19 protein-coding genes and 2 tRNA genes are annotated in these 23567 nt (G+C 66.7%); 14 read left to right on the top strand and 7 right to left on the bottom strand.

What is annotated here, in order from left to right:
- The first annotated feature begins 147 nt into the window (after nucleotides 1-147).
- The 9 genes from dnaA (at nucleotide 148) to GX543_RS15140 (ending at nucleotide 11534) form a co-directional block, all read left to right on the top strand.
- Nucleotides 148-1776 (top strand): chromosomal replication initiator protein DnaA, encoded by a 1629-nt coding sequence (dnaA, locus tag GX543_RS15180; protein ID WP_290853077.1) that lies wholly within the window; start codon nucleotides 148-150, stop codon nucleotides 1774-1776.
- A 564-nt stretch (nucleotides 1777-2340) separates the two neighbouring features.
- On the top strand, nucleotides 2341-3543 hold the full coding sequence (dnaN, locus tag GX543_RS15175; protein WP_290853076.1) for a DNA polymerase III subunit beta: 1203 nt from the start codon (nucleotides 2341-2343) through the stop codon (nucleotides 3541-3543).
- A gap of 28 nt (nucleotides 3544-3571) precedes the next feature.
- Complete coding sequence (gene recF, locus GX543_RS15170; protein WP_290853074.1) at nucleotides 3572-4819, top strand: DNA replication/repair protein RecF; 1248 nt, start codon at nucleotides 3572-3574, stop codon at nucleotides 4817-4819.
- A complete protein-coding gene (locus GX543_RS15165) occupies nucleotides 4812-5390 on the top strand; it encodes a DUF721 family protein (protein WP_290853073.1) in 579 nt (192 codons plus the stop codon). The genes recF and GX543_RS15165 overlap by 8 nt, the downstream gene beginning before the upstream one ends.
- Before the next feature lie 187 nt (nucleotides 5391-5577).
- Complete coding sequence (gyrB, locus tag GX543_RS15160; protein WP_290853072.1) at nucleotides 5578-7632, top strand: DNA topoisomerase (ATP-hydrolyzing) subunit B; 2055 nt, start codon at nucleotides 5578-5580, stop codon at nucleotides 7630-7632.
- Nucleotides 7633-7726: 94 nt separating this feature from the next.
- Nucleotides 7727-10228: a DNA gyrase subunit A gene (gene gyrA / locus GX543_RS15155; RefSeq protein WP_290853071.1), complete on the top strand. Its 2502-nt coding sequence runs from the start codon at nucleotides 7727-7729 to the stop codon at nucleotides 10226-10228.
- 49 nt (nucleotides 10229-10277) lie between these two features.
- On the top strand, nucleotides 10278-11297 hold the full coding sequence (locus tag GX543_RS15150; protein ID WP_290853069.1) for a DUF3566 domain-containing protein: 1020 nt from the start codon (nucleotides 10278-10280) through the stop codon (nucleotides 11295-11297).
- A gap of 60 nt (nucleotides 11298-11357) precedes the next feature.
- A tRNA-Ile gene (locus GX543_RS15145) sits at nucleotides 11358-11434 on the top strand.
- 27 nt (nucleotides 11435-11461) lie between these two features.
- Nucleotides 11462-11534, top strand: a tRNA-Ala gene (locus tag GX543_RS15140).
- 62 nt (nucleotides 11535-11596) lie between these two features.
- Here GX543_RS15140 and GX543_RS15135 read toward each other — a convergent pair.
- On the bottom strand, nucleotides 11597-13642 hold the full coding sequence (locus GX543_RS15135) for a CocE/NonD family hydrolase (RefSeq protein ID WP_290853068.1): 2046 nt from the start codon (nucleotides 13640-13642) through the stop codon (nucleotides 11597-11599).
- A gap of 182 nt (nucleotides 13643-13824) precedes the next feature.
- On the opposite strand from GX543_RS15135, the gene GX543_RS15130 reads away from it, so the two are divergent.
- Together GX543_RS15130 and GX543_RS15125 are read left to right on the top strand one after the other, a co-directional pair.
- Entirely contained in the window at nucleotides 13825-14805 is a 981-nt protein-coding gene (locus GX543_RS15130; RefSeq protein ID WP_290853066.1) for a diaminopimelate dehydrogenase, read from the top strand.
- 102 nt (nucleotides 14806-14907) lie between these two features.
- Entirely contained in the window at nucleotides 14908-15777 is an 870-nt protein-coding gene (locus GX543_RS15125) for a universal stress protein (protein WP_290853065.1), read from the top strand.
- A 94-nt stretch (nucleotides 15778-15871) separates the two neighbouring features.
- On the opposite strand, the gene GX543_RS15120 is transcribed toward GX543_RS15125, so the two are convergent.
- From GX543_RS15120 to GX543_RS15110, 3 genes are all read right to left on the bottom strand, one after another.
- Nucleotides 15872-17299: an aldehyde dehydrogenase family protein gene (locus GX543_RS15120; protein ID WP_290853064.1), complete on the bottom strand. Its 1428-nt coding sequence runs from the start codon at nucleotides 17297-17299 to the stop codon at nucleotides 15872-15874.
- 105 nt (nucleotides 17300-17404) lie between these two features.
- Nucleotides 17405-17659 (bottom strand): DUF4190 domain-containing protein, encoded by a 255-nt coding sequence (locus tag GX543_RS15115; RefSeq protein ID WP_290853063.1) that lies wholly within the window; start codon nucleotides 17657-17659, stop codon nucleotides 17405-17407.
- 702 nt (nucleotides 17660-18361) lie between these two features.
- A complete protein-coding gene (locus tag GX543_RS15110) occupies nucleotides 18362-18514 on the bottom strand; it encodes a hypothetical protein (protein ID WP_290853062.1) in 153 nt (50 codons plus the stop codon).
- 68 nt (nucleotides 18515-18582) lie between these two features.
- Here GX543_RS15110 and GX543_RS15105 point away from each other — a divergent pair, with 68 nt between their 5' ends.
- Nucleotides 18583-19113, top strand: a complete 531-nt coding sequence (locus tag GX543_RS15105) for a peptidylprolyl isomerase (protein ID WP_290853061.1) — start codon at nucleotides 18583-18585, stop codon at nucleotides 19111-19113.
- Nucleotides 19114-19237: 124 nt separating this feature from the next.
- Nucleotides 19238-19987 carry a rhomboid family intramembrane serine protease gene (locus tag GX543_RS15100; RefSeq protein ID WP_290853060.1) on the top strand — a complete coding sequence of 250 codons (750 nt, stop codon included), beginning with the start codon at nucleotides 19238-19240 and terminating at the stop codon, nucleotides 19985-19987.
- 37 nt (nucleotides 19988-20024) lie between these two features.
- Here the strand turns inward: GX543_RS15100 and GX543_RS15095 are convergent, their stop codons facing one another.
- Nucleotides 20025-20465: a PH domain-containing protein gene (locus GX543_RS15095; protein ID WP_290853059.1), complete on the bottom strand. Its 441-nt coding sequence runs from the start codon at nucleotides 20463-20465 to the stop codon at nucleotides 20025-20027.
- Nucleotides 20466-20572: 107 nt separating this feature from the next.
- The gene (gene crgA, locus GX543_RS15090) at nucleotides 20573-20851 is read right to left on the bottom strand and encodes a cell division protein CrgA (RefSeq protein WP_290853058.1); all 279 of its coding nucleotides are present in this window, start codon (nucleotides 20849-20851) and stop codon (nucleotides 20573-20575) included.
- Between the two features lie 55 nt (nucleotides 20852-20906).
- Here crgA and GX543_RS15085 point away from each other — a divergent pair, with 55 nt between their 5' ends.
- Nucleotides 20907-21563, top strand: a complete 657-nt coding sequence (locus tag GX543_RS15085) for an aminodeoxychorismate/anthranilate synthase component II (protein WP_290853057.1) — start codon at nucleotides 20907-20909, stop codon at nucleotides 21561-21563.
- A gap of 84 nt (nucleotides 21564-21647) precedes the next feature.
- On the opposite strand, the gene pknB is transcribed toward GX543_RS15085, so the two are convergent.
- Nucleotides 21648-23564 carry a Stk1 family PASTA domain-containing Ser/Thr kinase gene (gene pknB, locus GX543_RS15080; protein ID WP_290853055.1) on the bottom strand — a complete coding sequence of 639 codons (1917 nt, stop codon included), beginning with the start codon at nucleotides 23562-23564 and terminating at the stop codon, nucleotides 21648-21650.
- Nucleotides 23565-23567 lie beyond the last annotated feature (3 nt).

Genomic DNA, 23567 nt, shown 5'->3' with positions numbered 1-23567 from the left:
CGAGATAGAGGAATTACACGTGTGGAATTTGTTCACAGCTCGATCCACAGGTGTGGACAACTTTGTGGACAACTCGCGCCGGGGCCGGGCTTCGTGGCAAAGTCTCTGACACTGGCATGGAGCAGTTCGACCGATGAGGGGTAGCGAGTGGCGGGGGACCGAGAGACGTTCGGCGATATCTGGAACGCTGTTGTCGCAGATCTGTCCAGCGGGGCCGGCCGCGGCGACACCCCGCCGTTGACCCAGCAGCAGAAGGCCTGGTTGTCACTGGTCAGGCCGCTGACCATGACCGAAGGCTTTGCACTTCTCGCGGTTCCGTCGGCCGTTGTGCAGGAGCAGATCGAGCGAAATCTTCGCGACACGGTCCGGCTCGCGCTGAGCAATCACGTCGGCCAGAGCGTCGACATCGCTGTGCGCGTATCCGAGCCCGAAGAGGCTCCGGCAGCGCCGGCACCCACCGGACCGGTTTCTGGGGATGCTCATCCACAACCAGGCGTCACTGGTGCAACACAAGTCACACCCGAAACATACGGAATGCCGTCCCAGTACGACCTTCCCGCGGCCGATGCCCACCCGTTCCCGACGCCGACCTACCCGGCGAGTCCGGCGATTCCGTCCGACGAGCAACTCGCCGCCCTGAACTATCAGCAGCAGTACCCGCAGGGACCGCCGGCGCGACCGGTGGAACCCCGCGAGTGGTCGAGCTACTTCGAGCAGCGCGAGACCAGCGCCCCGGACAACAGCACCACCGCGCTGCACCCCAAGTACACCTTCGACACCTACGTGATCGGTGCGTCGAACCGGTTCGCCCATGCCTCGGCCGTCGCCGTCGCCGAGAACCCGGCCCGTGCCTACAACCCGCTGTTCATATGGGGTGAGTCCGGCCTCGGCAAGACGCACCTGCTTCATGCCGCGGGTCACTACGCCCAGCGGCTCTTCCCCGGGATGCGCGTCAAGTACGTCTCGACCGAAGAGTTCACCAACGACTTCATCAACTCCCTCCGCGACGACCGCCGCGTGGCCTTCAAGCGTCGCTACCGCGACATCGACATGCTGCTGATCGACGACATCCAGTTCCTGGAGGGCAAGGAAGGCATCCAGGAGGAGTTCTTCCATACGTTCAACACGCTGCACAACGCGAACAAGCAGATCGTGGTCTCGTCCGACCGCCCGCCGAAACAGCTGGCGACGCTCGAGGACCGTCTCCGCACTCGCTTCGAGTGGGGTCTGATCACCGACGTCCAGCCGCCCGACCTCGAGACGCGCATCGCGATCCTTCGCAAGAAGGCGCAGATGGACAAGCTCGCCGTGCCCGACGAGGTGCTCGAGCTGATCGCGTCGAAGATCGAGCGCAACATCCGCGAGCTCGAGGGCGCGCTCATCCGCGTGACCGCGTTCGCGTCGCTCAACAACACCGAGCTCGACATCTCGCTGGCTGAGGTGGTGCTGAAGGCCCTGATCCCGGACTCCGGCCCGATGGACATCAGCGCCGCGAGCATCGTCGCCGTCACCGCCGACTTCTTCGGGCTCGCGATCGACGACTTCACCGGCCCCAGCAAGGTCCGCTCGCTGACCCTGCCCCGGCAGATCTCGATGTACCTGTGCCGTGAGCTGACCGATCTCTCGCTGCCGAAGATCGGCGAGACCTTCGACCGCGACCACACCACGGTGATGCACGCCGACAAGAAGATTCGGAAGCTGCTGCACGAGGACCGCAGCATCTACGACCAAGTGCAGGAGCTGACCGCGCGCATCAAGCAGCGCGCCAACCGCTGAGCACGCCCCAACACTCCGAGAACACCCTCAAGTGCGGCCGCAGACTCTCAACGAGTCTGCGGCCGACTCGTTGGGAAAGATTTTTCGCGATTTCTCCCGGGGTGACGGCCCCGACAAACACCCAGGACGCGTCAGCGGCCAACCTGTGGACTCGGTGGTGACAACAGGGTGCAAATCTGTGGACAACCGGTGCGCGACGGTGGAACAACTTTCGGCGTCCACAGGCGTCCCGATTCATCCACCGATCTCATCCACCCGTCCTCCACACGCAGACGAGCCGTCCGAGCAGGGACAACGTACGGTTACCCACAGAACCCACAGTGCCTATTACTAAGAAGATTTCTTCTTTAAAGAACATCTTTTAAAAGAAGCTGTGTGCATACACAGCCGTCGACCACGTTCGCGTTCCGCCGCGTCGCCACCCGACGCCGCGGCCGCGAACGACTTCGCCCTCGGTGCGACTTCTGATCGCAAAGCGCTCTACAGTGGGACTCGGCGACCACCGTCGCAAGCTCTGCTGCGTGCGCAGCAGACCCGCACCGTCGAGAAGGGGTAACACCACCGATGAAGTTTCGTGTTGTGCGCGACGAGTTCGCCGATGCCGTCGCATGGGTTGCTCGCAGCCTCCCCTCACGTCCTCCGGTGCCCGTTCTCGGATGCGTCGTCCTGACTTCCGACGACTCCGGCCTCCAGGTCGCAGGCTTCGACTACGAGGTCTCGGCCACGCAGACCATCTCCGCCGAGGTCGCCGAGACCGGCAAGGCCCTCGTCTCCGGTCGCCTCCTCGCCGACATCACCAAGGCACTGCCGAACAAGCCGGTCGACGTGATGATCGACGGCACCCGCGTGGCCATCGCCTGTGGCAGCGCCAAGTTCTCGCTCCCGACGATGCCGGTCGAGGACTACCCGGACCTTCCCGAGATTCCCGAGAACACCGGCGCGGTCCCGGCCGACCTGTTCTCCGAGGCCGTCTCGCAGGTCGCCATTGCCGCAGGTAAGGACGACACCCTGCCGATGCTGACCGGTGTCCGCGTCGAGATCGAGGGCGACAAGGTGGTCCTCGCCGCGACCGATCGCTTCCGCCTCGCGGTGCGCGAGCTCCAGTGGCTCCCGGCCGAGGCCGGTGCCTCGGGCGCCGCACTGGTGCCCGCCAAGACCCTCTCCGAGGCCGCGAAGTCGGCCGGCTCCGGCGGCTCCGGCAACGTCGAGCTGGCCTTCGGCTCGGCACACGCGATCGGCTCCGAGGGCATGCTCGGCATCACGAGCAACGCCAAGAAGACCACCACCCGTCTGCTCGACGCCGAGTTCCCGAAGTTCCGCCAGCTGTTCCCCGCCAACCACACCTCGGTGGCGACCATCGAGAGCGCACCGCTGATCGAGTCGATCAAGCGCGTCTCCCTGGTGGCCGAACGCGGCGCCCAGGTTCGGATGGACTTCACCAGCGACTCCGTGCTGCTCACCGCCGGTGGCGACGAGGCAGGCAAGGCCGAGGAAGAGCTGCCGGTGCAGTTCTACGGCGAGCCGATCATCATCGCGTTCAACCCGCACTACCTGCTCGAAGGCCTGGCTGCCATCGGCACCTCGACCGTGGAGTTCGGGTTCACCAACCCCGAACCCGACGGGTCGGGCGTCCGGCGCGCGGCCATCCGTCCCGCGGTGCTCCGTCCCTCGACGGGCGACGAGCCGACGGCCGACGAATCAGGTGCCTACTTGGCGAGCGCGAGCGACTTCAGCTACCTGCTGATGCCGGTCCGACTGCCGGGCTGACCTGCGCTTTCGGTGCGGTGAAAGTCTCTTGTACGTTCGTGAACTCACGTTGCGCGACTTCCGGTCGTGGCCGCAGGCGCAGTTCACCCTGACGCCGGGCACCACGATCTTCGTCGGACGCAACGGCTTCGGAAAGACGAATCTGCTCGAGTCGCTGTTCTACGTCGCGACCCTGCGCTCGCACCGGGTGTCGTCGGACGGGCCGCTGGTGCGGTCGGGCACCGATGCCGCACGGGTCACCGCGACGGTCGAGAACGACGGCCGCGAACTCACCGTCGACCTCACGGTCAACGCGCAGGGCGCCAACAAGGCGGCCATCAACACCCGACCGGTCCGGCGCACACGCGAGATCCTCGGCATCCTCCGCGCGGTGCTGTTCGCACCCGAGGATCTGGCCCTAGTCAGGGGCGATCCGGGCGAGCGTCGCCGCTTCATCGACGAACTCGTGGCCCAGCTGCGACCCCTCGCCGCCGGAGCGAAAGCCGACTACGACCGGGTACTCCGCCAGCGGTCGGCGCTGCTCAAGACCGCGGGTGCCGCGATGCGTCGCGGCCAGGCAGACTCCGTGATCAGCACCTTGGACGTCTGGGACCAGCAGCTCGCCGATCTCGGAGCACAGGTCACCGCGTCGCGGCTGGCCGTGATCCGACAGCTCGCCCCGTACGTGACCCAGGCGTACGCATCGATCGCGCCGCACTCGCGGCCTGCCGAGATCGCCTACCGCACCGCGGCGGGGGCGTCGGTCGACGCCAGCCCGGGCGGCGACGACGAGATCGCCGCGATCCGCGACGTGCTGGCGCAGAAGCTGATCGAGGTGCGCAGCAAGGAGATCGACCGGGGCATGTGCCTGGTGGGACCGCACCGGGACGATCTCTACCTCGGACTCGGCGACGAGCCGGCTAAGGGTTTCGCCAGTCACGGCGAGAGCTGGTCGTTCGCACTGTCGCTGCGTCTGGCCAGCGTCGAACTGCTGCGCGCCGACGGGGTGGAGCCGGTGATCATGCTCGACGACGTCTTCGCCGAGCTCGACGTGACCCGCCGCAGGCTGCTCGCCGAGTTCACTTCGACCGCCGACCAGCTGCTGATCACCGCCGCGGTGGCCGACGACATCCCCGAGTCGATCGTCGGACGACGCGTGTCTGTCGGAGCCGTCGACGAAGATGGTTCCAGGTATTCGATCGTGATCGGTGACGAACAGATCGGTGACGAGCAGCACGGTGACGAGCAGCTCGACGGTGAACAGACGGCCGAGCGAGGGGAGGACGACGATGACTGACCCGGACACCCCCAGCCCCGACACCCCCAGCGGCCCGACCGTCGGCGACGGCAAGTCCGGCTACGACCTCGCGCGCGCCGCCCTCGAGGAGGCCCGTGCCGCCGCGCGAGCGGCAGGCAAACCCGTCGGGATGGGCCGATCCGCGCCCATCCGCAGCAAGCGTCGCTCCACCTCTGACCGTTCGCGTCGTCGCTGGTCAGGAGCGGGTCCGGATGCCCGCGACCCGCAGACCTTCGGGCAGATGATCGGCAAAGTCGCCAAGCAGCACGGCTGGGAACCGCGCATCTCCGAGGGCACGCTGTTCGGCATGTGGCCGTCGATCGTCGGCGAGGACATCTCCTCGCACGCCCAGCCCACCCGGCTCGAGGGCACGGTGCTGCACGTCAGCGCCGAGTCGACCGCCTGGGCCACGCAACTGCGGTACATGCAGGGTCAGATCCTGGCGAAGATCGCGAAGGTGATCGGCCACGGCATGGTGACGAGCCTGCGCATCACCGGACCCAAGGCGCCGAGCTGGCGAAAAGGTCCCAGGCACATCTCCGGACGCGGCCCGCGCGACACCTACGGCTGACTCCGATCGGCAGACCCTGGATTTCGACGCTAGAGCGGTGAAACGGCGCCGGGCCACGATCGGCCCCGCCTCGGACGGAAATAGTCGGTCTCCGTTGCAATCAGAGGCGTGGCAAGCGCATCTGTGGACGTACTACCCAGTACACTGGTGTGCAACTGTCCTCAATCAGAATGGGAGCTGACCCTCCGTGGCAGACACCAGCGGCAACGCACCTAACAAGTCAAGCAAGTCGAAGGCGGGCGAATACGGTGCCGACTCGATCAGCATCCTCGAGGGTCTGGAAGCCGTCCGTAAGCGCCCCGGCATGTACATCGGTTCCACCGGTGAACGCGGTCTGCACCATCTGATCTGGGAGGTCGTCGACAACTCCGTCGATGAGGCGATGGCTGGACACGCCACGCGCGTCGACGTCACCCTGCTGGCCGACGGCGGCATCCAGGTGGTCGACGATGGTCGAGGCATGCCCGTGGGCATGCACGCCACCGGGGTTCCCGCGGTCGAGGTCATCATGACCCAGCTGCACGCCGGCGGTAAGTTCGACTCCGATTCCTACGCGGTCTCCGGCGGTCTGCACGGCGTCGGCATCTCGGTGGTGAACGCCCTCTCGACCAAGGTCGAGCTGGAGATCAAGCGCAACGGATCGGTGTGGCGGCAGACCTACACCAATGCCGAGCCCGGTCCGCTCGTCGAGGGCGAGGCGGCGTCGGGCACCGGCACCAGCGTCTCGTTCTGGGCCGACCCGAACATCTTCGAGACCACCGAGTTCAACATCGAGACGATTGCTCGTCGTCTGCAGGAGATGGCGTTCCTGAACAAGGGTCTGACCATGACCCTGACCGACGAGCGCGTCCACGAGGCGGTGCTCGAAGCCGAGGCCGAGGAGTCCGAGGACGGCGACGCCAGCATCAAGACCGAGGAGGAGAAGGCTACGGCCATCGCCAAGGTCAAGACGCGGACCTACCACTACCCGGACGGCTTGATCGACTACATCAAGCACCTCAACAGCCGCACCAAGGCGCCGATCCACAAGACCGTCATCGGCCTGGCCGCCAAGGGCACCGGTCACGAGGTCGAGGTCGCGATGCAGTGGAACGAGGGCTACGCCGAATCGGTGCACACCTTCGCCAACACCATCAACACGGCCGAGGGCGGTACCCACGAAGAGGGCTTCCGCGCGGCCCTGACCAGCACGGTCAACCGCTACGCGCTGGACAAGAAGCTCATCAAGGAGAAGGACGGCAAGCTCTCCGGCGACGACATCCGCGAGGGTCTGGCCGCCGTCATCTCGGTGAAGGTCGCCGACCCGCAGTTCGAGGGTCAGACCAAGACGAAGTTGGGCAACACCGAGGTCAAGAGCTTCGTGCAGAAGGCGTGCAACGAGCATTTGGCGATGTGGTTCGACGCCAACCCGGCCGAGGCCAAGACCATCATCCGGAAGGCCGCCGACTCGCAGCAGGCTCGCCTGGCAGCCCGTCGCGCACGTGAACTGGTCCGCCGCAAGACCGCCACCGACATCGGCGGCCTCCCCGGCAAGCTCGCCGACTGCCGCAGCAACGACCCCACCAAGTGCGAGGTCTACATCGTGGAGGGCGACTCCGCAGGCGGCTCGGCCAAGTCGGGCCGCGACTCGATGTATCAGGCGATCCTCCCGCTGCGCGGCAAGATCATCAACGTCGAGAAGGCCCGCATCGACCGCGTCCTCAAGAACGCCGAAGTCCAGTCGATCATCACCGCGTTCGGCACCGGCATCCACGACGAGTTCGACATCAGCAAGCTGCGTTACCACAAGATCGTGCTGATGGCCGACGCCGACGTCGACGGCCAGCACATCGCGACGCTGCTGCTCACGCTGCTGTTCCGCTTCATGCGACCGCTGATCGAGCAGGGACACGTCTACCTGGCCATGCCCCCGCTCTACAAGCTCAAGTGGCAGAAGGGCGCCGCCCCGGACTTCGCGTACAGCGACCGCGAGCGCGACGCGCTGCTCGAGGCGGGCAAGGCAGCCGGCAAGAAGATCAACATGGACGACGGCATCCAGCGCTACAAGGGTCTCGGCGAGATGAACGCGAGCGAACTGTGGGAGACCACCATGGATCCGGACGTGCGCGTCCTGAAGCAGGTGACGCTCGACGACGCCGCCGCGGCCGACGAGCTGTTCTCCATCCTCATGGGTGAGGACGTTGCTGCCCGTCGTACCTTCATCGCGCGCAACGCCAAGGACGTCCGCTTCCTCGACGTCTGATCGACGCTAGAGAACCAGACCCGCGCGGGCCCCGAGTGTCAGCACCCGGCCCGCACCATGCCACCACAGCGGCATCGCCGCAGGAAAGTGATTCATGAGCGACGAAACCGATCTGCCAGAGAACGGCGAGGGACGCGACCGCGTCGAACCCGTCGATCTCGGGCAGGAGATGCAGAACAGCTACATCGACTACGCGATGAGCGTCATCGTCGGTCGTGCCCTGCCCGAGGTCCGCGACGGCCTCAAGCCGGTGCACCGCCGACTGCTGTACGCGTCGTTCGACGCCGGTTTCCGTCCCGAGCGCGGCTACGTGAAGTCGGCCCGCCCGGTCTCGGAGACCATGGGTAACTACCACCCACACGGCGACTCGTCGATCTACGACGCACTGGTCCGCCTCGCGCAGCCGTGGTCGATGCGCTACCCGCTCATCGACGGCCAGGGCAACTTCGGTTCGCGCGGCAACGACGGCGCCGCCGCCATGCGTTACACCGAGGCCCGGCTCACGCCGCTGGCCATGGAGATGCTGCGCGACATTACCGAGGAGACCGTCGACTTCGTCCCGAACTACGACGGCAAGACGCAGGAGCCGACGGTGCTCCCGTCGCGGATCCCGAACCTGCTCATCAACGGCTCGGGTGGCATCGCGGTCGGCATGGCCACCAACATTCCGCCGCACAACCTGAACGAAGTCGCCGACGCGGTGTTCTGGGCGCTCGAGAACCCCGAGGCCGACGAGGAGACCATGCTCGCCGCGTGCATGGAGTACGTCAAGGGCCCGGACTTCCCGACGGCCGCGCTGATCGTCGGCACGCAGGGCATCCGCGACGCGTACATGACCGGCCGCGGCAGCATCCGGATGCGCAGCGTGGTCGACATCGAAGAGGTCAAGGGCACTACCCAGCTCATCGTCACCGAGCTGCCGTACCAGGTGAACCCGGACAACCTGATCAGCTCGATCGCCGAGCAGGTCAACGACGGCAAGCTCAAGGGCATCAGCAAGATCGAGGACCAGTCGTCCGACCGCGCGGGCCTGCGCATCGTCATCACCCTGCGCCGTGACGGCGTCGCCCGCGTGGTGCTGAACAACCTGTACAAGCACAGCCAGCTGCAGACCAACTTCGGCGCCAACATGCTGTCGATCGTCGACGGCGTGCCGCGCACCCTGCGCCTGGATCAGATGATCCGCTACTACGTGGCGCACCAGATCGAGGTCATCGTTCGACGCACCCGCTACCGTCTGCGCAAGGCGGAGGAGCGCGCCCACATCCTGCGCGGCCTGGTGAAGGCGCTCGACGCCCTCGACGAGGTCATCGCACTGATCCGCGCGTCGGCCAACACCGACGCCGCCCGCACCGGACTGATGGATCTGCTCGACATCGACGAGATCCAGGCCGACGCCATTCTGGCCATGCAGTTGCGTCGCCTGTCGGCGTTGGAGCGCCAGAAGATCATCGACGAATTAGCCGAGATCGAGCGTGAGATCGCCGACCTGAAGGACATCCTGGAGCGTCCCGAGCGGCAGCGCGCCATCGTCCGCGATGAGCTCAAGGAGGTCGTCGACAAGTACGGCGACGAGCGGCGGTCGAAGATCATCCCCGCCGAGGGCGATGTGACCGACGAGGATCTGATCGCGCGCGAGGACGTGGTCGTCACGATCACCGAGACCGGCTACGCCAAGCGCACCAAGACCGACCTCTACCGCAGTCAGAAGCGCGGTGGCAAGGGCGTGCAGGGTGCGGGCCTGAAGCAGGACGACATCGTCGCCCACTTCTTCGTCTCCAGCACGCACGACTGGCTGCTGTTCTTCACCACCAAGGGCCGCGTCTACCGCGCCAAGGCGTACGAGCTCCCCGAGGCCAACCGCACCGCGCGCGGCCAGCACGTCGCCAACCTCCTGGCCTTCCAGCCGGAGGAGCGGATCGCGCAGGTCATCCGGATCTCCGGCTACGACGACGCCGACTACCTGGTTCTCGCCACCCGCGACGGCCTGGTCAAGAAGTCGCGTCTGGACGCCTTCGACTCCAACCGTTCGGGCGGCATCGCAGCCATCAACCTGCGTGGCGAGGACGAGCTGGTCGGCGCACGCCTGTGCAGCGCGGAGGACGACCTGCTCCTGGTCTCGAAGAAGGGACAGTCGATCCGCTTCACCGCCAGCGACGAGACGCTGCGTCCGATGGGTCGACAGACCTCCGGCGTCCAGGGCATGCGGTTCAACAACGACGACGAGCTGCTCAGTCTCACCGTCGTCCGCCCGGACACGTTCCTGTTGGTCGCGACGTCGGGCGGCTACGCCAAGCGCACCGACATCGAGGAGTACACGGCGCAGGGTCGCGGCGGCAAGGGGGTGCTGACGATTCAGCACGACCCGAAGCGCGGTGACCTCGTCGGCGCTCTGGTGGTGGACCTCGACAGCGAGATCTACGCCATCACCTCCAGCGGCGGCGTGATCCGCACCAAGGCCAAGCAGGTCCGGAAGGCAGGACGCCAGACCAAGGGTGTCCGCTTGATGAACCTGTCGGACGGTGACACCCTGATTGCCGTTGCGCGCAATGCCGACGAGCCCGATGAGGACGAGGGCGCGGCAGATCAGGAATAGCCGGACCAGCGTTTAGGGTGGGATGGACCCGTTCAGTGAGGAATCGCCTGTGAGCATACCGAATCAGCCGGACGACAAGAATGTCGAACGTGGGGCGCTGGCCCCGCCATGGAAGCGCGGAGAGACATCCGTCGCCACCGGGCTGACAGCTGGTGAGTTGGCCAAGGCCGCCGGGGTGGTCGACGACGACCGCACCGGTCCGTCGACCGGCGGCCCCGCTCCGCGAGGAGTGGTCGCGGGCGATTCCCCGCGGGCGGAGCAGAAGCCCCCGCAGTCTTCGCCACCGTCGCCGCAGGGGCCTCCTGCACCCCAGGGACCGCAGGCGGGCACCCAGGGACCCGGGCCGGTCGGACCACAGGGCAAGCCCGATTCGGGACCGAACCCGAAGATCGGCCCGGCCCCCGCACCCGCGCAGGGCCCCGCGCCGATGCCGCAACGTCCGGTCACGGCCGGACCCCCGTCCGGACCGATGCCTGCACAGCAGCCTCCGAAGGCTGCACCGGCGCCCCCGGCGGCTGCGCCGAGTCCGGCGCCGTCCAAGCCTGCACCGTTCGTCGAGTCCGATACCCGCAACATCCCGCGGGAGCGGTTGGCGGACAAGGATCAGCTTCCGGACCTGGACTCGATTCACCACACCGAGAAGGCCAAAGAGCAGGCCATCGCGCGGGCGTCGAGCCAGACCATCCCGGCCCGTGCCTCGGGTGCTCCGCTGCGCGCCGCGGTGCAGATCCGACGCGTCGATCCGTGGTCGATTTTCAAGGTGGCCGGCGTGCTGTGCGTCGCGGGCTTCTTCATCTGGATGATCGCGGTCGCGATCCTGTACGGCGTCCTCGGTGGGATGGGTATCTGGGATCAGATCAACAGCTCGTTCGGAACGCTCGTGAGCGCTGACGGCAGCACCAGTGGCCAGGATCTCATCAGTGGTGGCCAAGTGTTCATGTTCAGCGCGCTGTTCGGCGTCGCGAGCTCGGTTCTGCTGACTGCGCTCGCCACCATCTCGGCGTACATCTACAACGTTTGCGCCGATTTCGTCGGTGGTGTGGAGATCACCTTGGCTGACCTCGACTAGGCCTCTGACCTGCCGTTTTGGAGATGTTCTGCTACTCGGGTAATCTTCATTCTCGGTTGAGGGCCTATAGCTCAGGCGGTTAGAGCGCTTCGCTGATAACGAAGAGGTCGGAGGTTCAAGTCCTCCTAGGCCCACCACAATTTAACCGACCGGTTCGCCGGTACGGGGCCTTAGCTCAGTTGGTAGAGCGCTGCCTTTGCAAGGCAGATGTCAGGAGTTCGAATCTCCTAGGCTCCACAAGAAGAGAAGTAAAGACCCGGAAGCGGATATATCGCTTCCGGGTCTTCTTGTCGTGTCACCTACCCGATCGGACGATCGCTCGGTACCTGCAGCCAGCTCGGCTCGCTCGGGTCGAGCAGAACGTGCTCGGGCTTGAGTTGCGAATCGTGGGAGATTGGCCCGAACGACACCGCGCGGGGCGCATTGAACGCGTAGACGCTCACGCGAAGGCGGTGGCCCGGCTTCAAGAGCGCGTCGGTGCCGAGCGTTCCGATGTCGAGGTACTGCTTGGCGCCGGGCTTCACCAGGCTGCGCTTGAAGGCGTCGAGGGAGTAGTGGGGATCGACGACGTCACCGTTGGGTGCGTACCCCGTCAGCGTCTTGTCCAGCTGGTTGCGGATCGACACCGTCATGGATCCGGTGGTGATCACGCGTGACGTGCCGTCGGGCGCGACGTCGGAGACCACCGCTGCGTAGAAACCGTCCTTGGCGTCGACCTGGGTGCGCACATGGAGGTTGATCGGACCGTTGATCGACGTGGCCTTCCGCGCCGGGGCGGAGGTGAACGTGAGTGCGCCGCGCTCGGCGATGCGGTTGTCCTTGCTGCACATGTCGAACGGACTCAGGAAGCCGATCTGATCGCGATTGGTGTCGCCCGAGCACAGGGTGGTGACTCCCGGCGCCACCGTCCACTTGGCCTTGCGCTTGGGTCCGGTGGCCGACAGCGAGCCGTCAGCCACCGAGGTCGGCGACGTGCCGCTGCGCCTGGGCGTGAGGTACATCCGACGATGGACCTGCCCGGGGCGCGGGAACGACTCCGACTGCACCCAGGTGCCGCCCTGCTGGTGGCTGGTCGCGGGCGCGTACCGATCGATGCCGTTGTCGACGCCCTTGATCCACTTGTCGAACCACGCGCGCTGCAGCACGCCCCAGGCCGGCGGCTGACCGGGTCGACCGAGGGTGTCCCAACCGTTGGTCATGTGCTGGCCGGCGCTCATCAGCAGCTTCTTCTTGCTGTTCGGCAGGCCGCTGAGCTGGTCGAGGGTGCGCCATTCCATGTTGGTGAACAGGTCCTGCCAGCCGCCGACGACGAACGTCGGGACCTGGATCTTCGCAGCATCGGTGGTGAGCGCCTGACGGTAGGCCGATTTCAGGGAGACGAGTTCCCGGGTGCGGCCCGTCAGCTCGTCCGTCGACCGCGCACCCAGGCCCTGCAGAAACTCGGGAACAAAGACGGCGGGGTTGTTGATCCGGTCCTGCAGCCACTTCACGTCGAACTGTCCGCGCAACAGGCTAGGCAGGTCGGGGACCATCTTGGCGCCGTTGACGGCGAACAGCCAGAGCGCCAGAAAGCCCGCGCCGTACCCGGAGCCGGGTGCGACCACGTCGGCGACGATGTCGGTCATCGGCGCCGCGGGGAAGATCGCCTTGAGACCGAGGGGCCGCTTGGCTGCCGCCTGCAGCTGGTTGATCGCCGAGTACGAGTAGCCGGACATGCCGAGCTCGCCGTTGGAGTACGACCGCTTGCGCGCCCAGTCGAGCACCTCGAGGGTGTCCTTCTGTTCCCGGTTGCCGAAGACATCCCACTTGCCCTGCGAGGTGCCGGTACCGCGGACGTCGACGACGATCTGCGTGTAGCCGCTGCGAACGAGCTTCGGGTCGACGGCGAACGAGCTCATCAGCCCGCCCTTGGCCACCTTGAGGAGCTGCTCGGTCCCCGAGATGGGGGTGCCGGACAGATTGATGCCGGCAAAGAAGTCGATGACCGGCTGCGAGAGGCCGGGGACGTTGGTCGCGGCGGCGGCGATCATGCTGATCAGCTTGTTGTACGGCGTCATGTTCACGATCACCGGGTTGCGGTCGGTGCTGGCGCGACCGGACCGGTCGGCGGGGCGGTAGACGTCGGCGCGCAGAACGGTGCCGTCCGACATCCGGATCGGCACGCTCGGCGTCACATGGACGCCCGCGTATCGCTGCGGTCCGTTGTACGTCTGCGTCCACTCCGGCGGATTGATGCCGGTGGTCGCCGCGCTCGCCTGCGGTACCGCGACGAGACCGACGGCGATGGTCGACACCGCGACCATCGACACCAATCGTGTGAAGAACTTGCCCATCCCGACCCCCAAGGTCTGATTCCAGCAATCGATGGACGGCGTGACTAGTGGCACCGTCTCTAAGTTGTGTGACTGATGACGCACGATATTACTGGCCAGTAGTGAGTGTCAAGAGCCTGGCGAACATCGCCCGATAGACTCTGGGCTGTCTGCCGGGTTCGCCGGCGCAAGCCCCAGTGAGAAGGAATCCCCACGTGAGCACACCTATCCGCATCGGCATCGTCGGCTACGGAAACCTCGGCCGCGGCGTTGAGACCGCCCTTGGTCTCAGTCCGGACATGGAACTCGTCGGCGTGTTCACCCGCCGCGATCCGCAGGGTGTCGACACCGTGGGCGCGCAGGCCTTCCCGATGTCGGATCTGGATCGCGACCGCGACGACATCGACGTCCTCATCCTGTGCGGCGGCTCGCGCAGCGATCTCCCGGAGCAGAGCCCCGCGCAGGCGGCCCGGTACTCGATCGTCGACAGTTACGACAACCATGCGCGGATCCCCGAGCACTTCGCCGCCGTCGATGCCGCAGCGAAGGCCGGCGGCACCACCGCCGTCATCTCCACCGGCTGGGACCCGGGCCTGTTCTCGCTGAACCGCGTCTACGGCGAGGCGATCGTGCCGCAGGGATCCACCTACACCTTCTGGGGCCGCGGTCTCAGCCAGGGGCACTCCGACGCCGTGCGGCGGGTGCCGGGCGTGGCAGCGGGTGTGCAGTACACATTGCCGTCCGAGCCGGCCATCGAGCGCGTCCGCGCGGGGGAGAACCCCGAATTGTCGACCCGTGAGCGGCACACCCGCGAGTGCTTCGTGGTCCTGGAAGAGGGGGCCGACGCGGAGACGGTGCGGAACGAGATTGTCACCATGCCCGACTACTTCGAGCCCTACGACACCACCGTGCACTTCATCACCGCCGAGGAACTCGCGCGGGACCACCAGGGCATGCCGCACGGCGGCTTCGTGATCCGCAGCGGCACCACCTCCGAAGGCACCAAGCAGGTCATCGAGTACCGCCTCGCGCTGGAGTCGAATCCGGAGTTCACCGCCAGCGTGCTGGTGGCGTACGCCCGCGCAGCGGCCCGGATGAACCGGGCGGGCGACGTCGGCGCGAAGACGGTGTACGACGTCGCTCCCGGTCTGCTGTCTCCGCTGTCTCCCGAGGAACTGCGCGCCGGTTACCTGTGACGGCACGCCAGGACCAAGGTCCTCGACTTCCGCGGTGCCGCTCCGGCCGGCCGATAGTCTGGAAACGTTGGCAGTAAGTGCGTATTCGGAAGGATGGGGCAGATGACGACTAATTCACCGGTGTCAGTGGCAGTAGACGGATCGGGTCATGCGCTCGAGGCCGTGCGCTGGGCGGCCAAGGCGGCTCAGCGGCTGGGTCGACGGCTGGACGTGGTCACGGTGCTGACGTCGGCGTCGCCCACCTTCGGTCGGCTGTCGATGCAGTCGGACGAGGCGGCGCTGGCGGCCGCGCGCGAGGCCGCGGAGGCGACCGCCACGGCCGCCGAGCAGTTGGCCCTGAGCGTGGCCGACGTGACGGTGGCCAAGCAGGTCATCGAGGGCAAGCCGGGTCTGGTGTTGCGCGATGTGTCGACGCGATCGCACCTGCTGGTTCTCGGTCGACGCGGCCTCGGCGGCGTCAAGGGCCTGTTGCTGGGCTCGGTGAGCACCGATCTGGTGGCGCATTCGGAGTGCCCGACCGTGGTCGTCTCGACGGGCGCCGCGAAGGACAGCGGGCCCGTGGTGGTCGGGATCGACGGCTCGGCCGTCTCGACCGAAGCACTCAACCAGGCGTTCGCCTCGGCGGCGTCGATGAAGGCTCCGCTGCGCGTGATCCACTCCTTCGGCGGCTTCACCGATGAGGTGTTCCACGGCTACTCCGGGCAAGCGCTGGAGAACCTGCGGGTCAACGCCAACATCGCGATCGAGTCGCAGGTGGCCGACGCTGCGGAGAAGTACCCGGAGGTCGAGGTGGAGATCGTGCTCACCACCGAGGCTCCGGCCGAGCACATCAGCGGGTTGTCGGACACGGCGCAACTGATCGTCGTCGGTACCCGCGGTCGCGGCGGTTTCCGGGGCCTCGCGCTCGGTTCCACCAGCCAGGCCATCCTGCACGTGGCGGAATGCCCGGTGATGGTGGTTCAGAACCACTGATCGGCGAGGTCTGCGACGACCTGCGAAGCGAAAGGAGCGCAGCGACATCATGTCGCTGCGCTCCTTCTCCGTCTGGTCCGGGAGATAGCCGGGGCTAGGCTCCGAAGCCCAGCAGCGACTTCACTTCGAGGAACTCGTCGAAGGCGTAGTCGCTCCATTCGCGGCCGTTGCCGCTGCGCTTGTAGCCGCCGAACGGTGCTCCCGGGTCGGGCGCCGCCGAGTTCAGCGAGATCGACCCCGCGCGGAGCTTGGAACCCACGCGTCGAACCTCGTCGAGGTCCTCGCCGGAGACGTAGCCCGCCAGGCCGTACTCGGTGTCGTTGCCGATCTTGATGGCCTCATCCACCGAGTCGTAGCCGATGATCACCAGGACTGGGCCGAAGACCTCGGTGCGGGCGATCTCCATGTCGTTGGTGACGTTGGTGAAGACGGTCGGCTTCACGTAGTAGCCCTCGGTGAGGCCGTCCGGACGCCCGGCGCCGCCGACCACGGGCTTGGCGCCGTCGTCGATGGCGCGCTCGATCAGACCCTGGATCTTCTCGAACTGCACCGCGGAGACCACCGGTCCCAGCCGCACATTGGTGGTCGGATCGCCGACGGTGAGCCCCGCCGAGGCCTCGACCGCGGCAGCGGCCACTTCGTCGAGACGGTGCGAGGGCACCAGCATGCGGCTCGGCGCGTTGCACGACTGGCCCGAGTTCAGCATCATCAGGCCGACGCCTGCGGCCACGTTGGCTCCGAGAGAATCGTCGTCGAGCAGGATGTTCGGGCTCTTGCCGCCGAGTTCCTGAGCGACGCGCTTGACGGTCGGCGCAGCGGTCTTGGCCACTTCGATGCCTGCGCGGGTGGAGCCGGTGAACGAGATCAGGTCGATGTCCGGATGGGCCGACAGCGCCGACCCGACTCCCGGACCGTCGCCGTTGACCAGATTGAACACGCCAGCGGGGACTCCGGCGGCGTCGAAGATCTCCGCGACGATGGCTGCTGAGAACGGTGCCACCTCGCTGGGCTTGAGGACCATGGTGCAGCCGGTGGCCAGTGCGGGCGCCACCTTGCACATCACCTGGTTCAGCGGCCAGTTCCACGGGGTGATGAATCCGCAGACGCCGATCGGTTCCTTGACGATGCGCGACGATCCGCGGTCCTCGGAGAACGCGAAGGTCTTGAGGGATTCGGCCGCGGTGGCCAGGTGCGCCATGCCGATCGGCACCTGGGCGGCGGCGGCCAGCCCGGCCGGGGCGCCCATCTCGATGGTCACCGCTTGCGCGAGCTCGTCGGCACGCTTCTGATACTCCGCGAGGATGGCGCCGATGAGGGCGATGCGGTCGTCGATGCTCGAGTGAGCCCAGCCCTCGAAGGCGTGCCGAGCGGCGATCACCGCGGCATCGACGTCGGCGCTGCTGCCCAGGGCCACCGTGCCCGCGGACTTCTCGGTAGCGGGATTGATCACGTCGATCGTGGTCAGCTCGCCGACGGGATCCACCCACTGGCCGTTGATGTAAAACTTGGTCAAATCTGTCATCGTCGCTCGTTCCGTGTGATGCACACCGCCCTGTGGGCGCGGACACACTCCAACCTACCTGCCGCGTTGGAACAAATCCCGAGAAGTGTTCCGACTGATCGGAGACTAGATCAAGATCCAGAGGTACGCGAGCAGGCCGAGCACCACGAACGCCGTCCACAGCCAGCCGATGATGATGGCCGCGGTGGCGAACTCACGACCGTACTCGCCGTTCCCGCCGTCGATCTGACCGCGCGTGCGGTATCCGAGCCACAGACCGAAGGGGAACAGGAGCCCAATTGCCGACAGCACGAACGCGATGACCGCGTTCCAGCTGAACCTCGACTCGGTCTGGGATGCAGAAGCGGTCTTGGAAGCCACGGGCTTGGAGTCCTTACTGGCCGCGGGAGGATTCTGGGCGGGAGTTTTGTGGGGAGCGGGCGGTGCGACCGGTGCCGTTGCCGGTCGGGCGGATGCCGGAGCGTCCGTGACCGCGGAATAGGCCAGCCGACGTTCGGAGGCGTCGTCGCCTGCGGGCGTCGGCGACTTGGCGAGCGAGGGAGCCGCTGTCGTCGGCTGGGACGTGGGCCCGGACTGGGGTCGGGGCGCCGGACCTGGACCCGTACTCGGTGCCGGGTGCGGCGGTCGGCTCTGCGGATTGGGCCCGGTGCCCGGCTGTGACGGGCGCGGAGCGGGGCCGTTGCCGAGGTGCGACGGCGGTGCGGGGCGGCCGCCGGGCGCGGCTGGGATCGGTCCGGACGCCGGTGCCGGCCGAGGAGCCGGCTGCCCGGGGGCCGAGGGCCGCGGAGGCGGAGTCACCGGTCGCTGCGAGGGCGAACCGGGAGGCGTCGAGGACGCCGGCGGAGCGGGGCGGTACGACGGCGCTGCGCCCGGTGCCGCTGGAGGCGGAGTGCTCGGAGTGGGCGGCTTACTCTCCCAGGGCGCCGAAGGACGACCGGACTGGGTCGAACCGAGCGGGGGCGACTGCTGTGCTGGTGGTACGGAGCTCGGGCCCTGAGGTCGACTCGGGCCCGGCTCACGTGGATCGTCAGAAGTCACGGTCTCCAAAATACCTGGTGAAGGTTAATCGTCGCTGAGGCCGCGCACATCTTCGATGCGCGGGACGGTGAGGGAGGCCGGCGGATGGTCGGTGCGCGACCGACGCAGCACCACGACGACGGCAGACAGCAGCAGTGCGAGCGCGGTGGCGAGAACCACGAGAAGTTTGTTCGGCATCCATCCAGCGTGCCAGGTGGCAGGGGGTGCACGCCACTGCCGGTCGTCAGTCGGCGAGACGTGGTTTCATGGACAGTGTGAGTGATCAGAAGAAGACCGCGACCCTGAAGACCAATCGCGGCGACATCGTCATCGAACTCTTCCCGAACCACGCGCCGGTCACCGTCGAGAACTTCGTCGGCCTGGCAGACGGCTCGAAGGAGTACTCCACCGAGAATGCAAAGGGTGAGGCCTCGGGTCCGTTCTACGACGGCGCAGTGTTCCACCGCGTCATCAACGGCTTCATGATCCAGGGCGGCGACCCGACCGGCACCGGTCGCGGCGGTCCGGGCTACCAGTTCAAGGACGAGTTCCACCCGGAGCTCCAGTTCGACCGCCCGTACCTGCTGGCCATGGCCAACGCCGGCCCGGGCACCAACGGCTCGCAGTTCTTCATCACCGTGGGCGCCACCCCGCACCTGAACCGTCGCCACACCATCTTCGGTGAGGTCAAGGACTCGGCCTCGCAGGCCGTGGTCGACGCGATCGCCACCACCGCCACCGATCGCATGGATCGCCCGGTGGACGCCGTCGTCATCGAGAGCATTGAGCTCAGCTGATTTGACGCAAACCTGCTATCGGCATCCCGACCGCCCGACAGCGCTGTCTTGCACACGCTGCGGGCGGTCGGCTTGTCCGGACTGTCTTCGGTCGGCATCGGTCGGCCAGCACTGTGTGGACTGCGTGAGCCAGGCGTCGTCGTCGGCGCGCGTCAATACCGCGGCTCCGACCATCCACACCGATGCCGCGCGAACCACGCCGATCGTCACCTACGTCCTGATTGCGATCAACCTCGTCGTGTTCGGCGCCGTGGTGATGCAGGCCGGCGGCTTCACCGGCCTCGGACGCTCGACGATCATGCAGCAGGGCGCGTTGATCAGCGGCGGCGGTTTCGAGAACGACTACTGGCGCCTGTTCACGTCAGGCTTTCTGCACTGGTCGGTGACCCACCTGGCCCTCAACATGATCTCGCTGTACGTGATCGGCGCCGATCTGGAACGGCTCTTCGGCAAAGCTCGCTACCTGGCGGTGTACCTGATCGGGCTGCTCGGCGGCAGTGCCGCGGTGATGGCATTCGAATCCGATCAGGTGGTGACCGCGGGCGCCTCCGGGGCGATCTACGGACTGATGGGCGCACTCCTGGTGGTGGTCCTGCGTCTCAAACTGCCCGCCACCACGGTGATCGCGGTCATCGTGATCAACGTGGCGCTCTCGCTGAGCATCCCGAACATCTCACTGCTGGGCCACTTCGGCGGCCTCGTATTCGGCGCGGCGAGTGCCGCGGCCATCCTGTGGGTGCCCGTCAAGATTCTCGCCCCCGAGGCGCAGACGTATCAGAAGGTCACCCGCATCGGCTGGTACGGGCTGGCCGTGCTGGCGGTGGTAGCCCTCGCGATCGGGACGTCGTTCGCGGTGGAGGCGAGCGTCGGGTAGGTCGCGGGTGGTGCCGCTGCTGCGTGACGCGCGAGAGCTAGTCGGCGTCGGCCGGGCCGCGGTCGTCGTAGGGGAAGCCTGCTTTGCGCAGCTTCTCTACGACCACGGTGGGCTCCTCGCCCAAGTCCCAACGGCCGAAGACCAGCAGGCGGTCGTCCGGAAGGTCGATCACCACCTGCCGTGAGCTGCCGATGAGGCGCCGCGTGTGCAGCACCGAGATCCGCTCCACGTCGTCGAAGGCGACGTGCCGAGTGCCGCCGACCGTCTTGACGATCAGCGCGGGCCCGGTGGCCAGCGCCAGCCGGGGGCGGCGTGCCAGCGCGAAGGCGCCGACCACGATCACGATGACGGCGGCGATGCCCAGGAAGATCAGCGCGGGGGGATCGGTGTACGAGGCTGCCGCCGCAGCGGCGAGCGCGATACCGACGCCGACGAGGGCGATGGCTCCGGGAAGCGGAGTCGCCCACTGTTCATGCACAGGCTGTTGATCGTTATCCACAGGACTTATCCACACTGGGGATGAATAACATCGGTGTAAGTCGCATGCTGGGGGACGTCACCTGCGAGTTCTCGCTGTGGATGACGTCAGCGCCAGCCCATGGTCATCAACAGGCCGACCACCATGAAGCCGAAACCGATCAACATGTTCCAGGCTCCGAGGTTCGCCATCCAGTCCAGCGCGGAGTACTGGCCGACAGAGGCACCGAGGTAATAGACCATCAGCCACACCAGGCCGATCAACATGAGACCGAACATGACCGACTGGTAGAGCACGCCGGACGGGCCGGCCTTCACCTTCACCGGGGTACGACTCGCGGTGTTGATGGTGTAATCAGTCTTCTTCCGGACTTTTGACTTAGGCATGCCTCTACGGTATCTGAGTCGAGCCACGGTTAGGGAACCCGTTAATCTGGACGACGTGCGCATCCTCGTCATCGACAACTACGACAGCTTCGTCTACAACCTGGTCCAGTACCTCGGACAGCTCGGTGTCGATGCCGTCGTATGGCGCAACGACGACGAGCAGTTGGCCGATCTCACACGGGTGGTCGACGACTTCGACGGCATCCTGCTGAGCCCCGGTCCGGGCACTCCGGACCGTGCGGGCGCAACCGAACCCATCATTGCGGTGGCGGCCGAAGCCGGCACGCCGCTGCTGGGGGTCTGCCTCGGCCACCAGGCCATCGGCGAGGCGTTCGGCGCCACCGTCACGCGTGCCCCCGAACTGCTCCACGGCAAGACCTCGCTGGTGGAGCACGACGGCACCGGCGTACTGGCCGGACTCCCGCAGCCCTTCGTCGCCACCCGCTATCACTCGTTGACGGTGGCCCCGGAGACCATCCCCGAGGACCTGGTGGTGACCGGACGTACCGAGAACGGGATCGTCATGGCGATGCGTCACCGCGAACTGCCGATCCACGGTGTGCAGTTCCATCCCGAAAGCGTCCTGACACAGGGTGGGCACCGAATGCTCGCCAACTGGCTGCGGGTCTGCGGAATGGACGTCTCCGAGGCCGTGGTGGCCGAACTGGAAGCCCAGGCCGCCGAGGCGCTGGCGGGCTCCACGCGCGAATGAGCGTTCTCGTCCCCTGATCGAGCACTGAGCCCGCCTCCCCGACGAATTCGGGCGAGGCGGGCTCCGTGCTGCTGCCGGGGTCTGTCAGCCGGGAAGCAGGCTCGCTCGGCCGACGACGACCGAGATCGCCGAATCCTTACGAAGCTTGCTGCCCGCCGAAGGGGTCTGGGACAGAACCTTGCCGTCGTCCTTGCTGTTCAAGCCAACGCCGCGGGGAGTGGAGTTCAGCGTGTTGGTCTCCCAACCGGCAGCCTCGAGCGTCGCCTGCGCTTCCTCGAGGGTCTTGCCGCGCAGGTTGGGGACCTCGAACATGTTGCCGCGCGAGATCTGCACCTGAATGATGCTGCCGATCTCGACCGACGTCCCGGGCTCGGGTGAGGTGCTGACGACCTGACCTTCGGGAAGGTCGGAATCGACCGCGATGGTCGTCATCTCCAGCTTCAGTTGATCGAGCGTCTTGCGGGCGTCGTCGGACTTGCGGCCGCGCAGGTCCGGAAGGGTGACTTCCTTGGGGCCGGTACCGATATAGAGGATCACCGGCGCGTTGACCGGAGCGGAGAGGCCGGTGCGCGGATTGCTGCGCACCACCTTTCCCTTGAGACCCATGGTCGACTCGGTCTCCTGCGTCTTGATCTCGGAGAACCCGAGCACCTCGAGGGCCTTCTGGGCGTCCTTCGGCGACTTGCCGCGGAGATCGGGGATCGACTCTCGCTGGGGGCCCGATGAGATGTAGAGCGTCACCTCCGAGCCCTTGGCCGTCGGGACGTCGTTGCCCGGCGCGGTCCGCGTGGCCAAGCCCTTGGCGATCTCAGCGCTGGATTCGTCGGTCTGTTTCACCGCGAAGCCCGCCTGCTCGAGGTTGGCCTTGGCGGCGTCGGCCGCGAGGCCCGCGACCTTCGGAACCGCGATCAGCGGCGCCGACGAACTCCACGGCGACCACGAGAACAGTCCGATCAACAGGATCAGGATGCCGAGAAGAGCGATGCCCACGCGGACGCCGCGTCGGCGGAACAGCCCGCCGCCGCTCTCGACCTCGGTCTCGCCGTCCTCGGACCGCGCACGGCGACGGCTCGGCAGCGATTCGTTGCGCACCGCGAGCTGGGGGGCGTCGATGTACGCGGTCTGCTCTTCGTCGGTCAACAGCATCGGCGCCGACGGCTTGCCGCCGGCCAGCACCTTGATCAGGTCGGCGCGGAAGTCGGCGGCGGTCTGGTACCGGTTCGCCGGGTTCTTGCTCATCGCCTGCATGATCACCGAGTCGAGCTCGGGAGTGATTTCGGGGCGGATCGACGACGGGCGTCGCGGATCCTCGTGCACGTGCTGGTGGGCGACGGCGATCGGTGAGTCGCCGGTGAACGGAGGCTCGCCGGTCACCAGCTCGAAGAGCACGCAGCCCATCGAGTAGATGTCGCTGCGCGGATCCACCTTGATGCCGCGGGCCTGCTCCGGCGAGAGGTACTGGGCGGTGCCCATCACCGCGGACGTCTGGGTCATGGTGGCCGACGTGTCGTCCATCGCTCGAGCGATGCCGAAGTCCATCACCTTGACCGCACCCGCGCGGTCGATCATCACGTTGGCGGGCTTCATGTCGCGGTGGACGATCGCGTTGCGGTGCGAGAAGTCCATCGCCGCGGCGACGTCGGCCATCCACGTCATCGCCTGCTTCTGCGCGATGTGCCCGGAGGCGCGCAGGATGTCGCGGAGGGTGTCGCCTTCCACGTACTCCATGACGATGAACGGCAGCGGACCCTCATCGGTCTCCGCCTCACCGGTGTCGAAGACCTGAACGATCGTCGGGTGGTTCAGTTTGGCCGCGTTCTGGGCCTCACGGCGGAACCGCAGGTAGAACATCGGATCGCGAGCCAGGTCGGGGCGCAAGATCTTGATCGCGACATCGCGGTGCAGCAGCAGGTCGCGGGCGAACTGCACCTCCGACATTCCGCCGAAGCCGAGTGTCTCACCGAGTTCGTATCGTTCCGACAGATAGTGCGGATCGTTCATGGG

Source organism: Gordonia sp. (in: high G+C Gram-positive bacteria), from assembly GCF_012515855.1.
Lineage (GTDB): Bacteria > Actinomycetota > Actinomycetes > Mycobacteriales > Mycobacteriaceae > Gordonia.
The sequence above is the reverse complement of the archived record's forward strand: the minus strand, read 5'-3'. Positions and strand labels throughout refer to the sequence as shown.

Bases quoted from the DNA above. Each gene is read 5' to 3' on its own strand.
- GX543_RS15165 (WP_290853073.1), top strand. From the start codon at position 4,812: ATGACTGACCCGGACACCCCCAGCCCCGACACCCCCAGCGGCCCGACC.
- GX543_RS15110 (WP_290853062.1), bottom strand. From the start codon at position 18,514: ATGCCGAACAAACTTCTCGTGGTTCTCGCCACCGCGCTCGCACTGCTG.
- crgA (WP_290853058.1), bottom strand. From the start codon at position 20,851: ATGCCTAAGTCAAAAGTCCGGAAGAAGACTGATTACACCATCAACACC.
- gyrA (WP_290853071.1), top strand. From the start codon at position 7,727: ATGAGCGACGAAACCGATCTGCCAGAGAACGGCGAGGGACGCGACCGC.
- GX543_RS15120 (WP_290853064.1), bottom strand. From the start codon at position 17,299: ATGACAGATTTGACCAAGTTTTACATCAACGGCCAGTGGGTGGATCCC.
- pknB (WP_290853055.1), bottom strand. From the start codon at position 23,564: ATGAACGATCCGCACTATCTGTCGGAACGATACGAACTCGGTGAGACA.
- GX543_RS15105 (WP_290853061.1), top strand. From the start codon at position 18,583: ATGGACAGTGTGAGTGATCAGAAGAAGACCGCGACCCTGAAGACCAAT.
- GX543_RS15125 (WP_290853065.1), top strand. From the start codon at position 14,908: ATGACGACTAATTCACCGGTGTCAGTGGCAGTAGACGGATCGGGTCAT.
- dnaN (WP_290853076.1), top strand. From the start codon at position 2,341: ATGAAGTTTCGTGTTGTGCGCGACGAGTTCGCCGATGCCGTCGCATGG.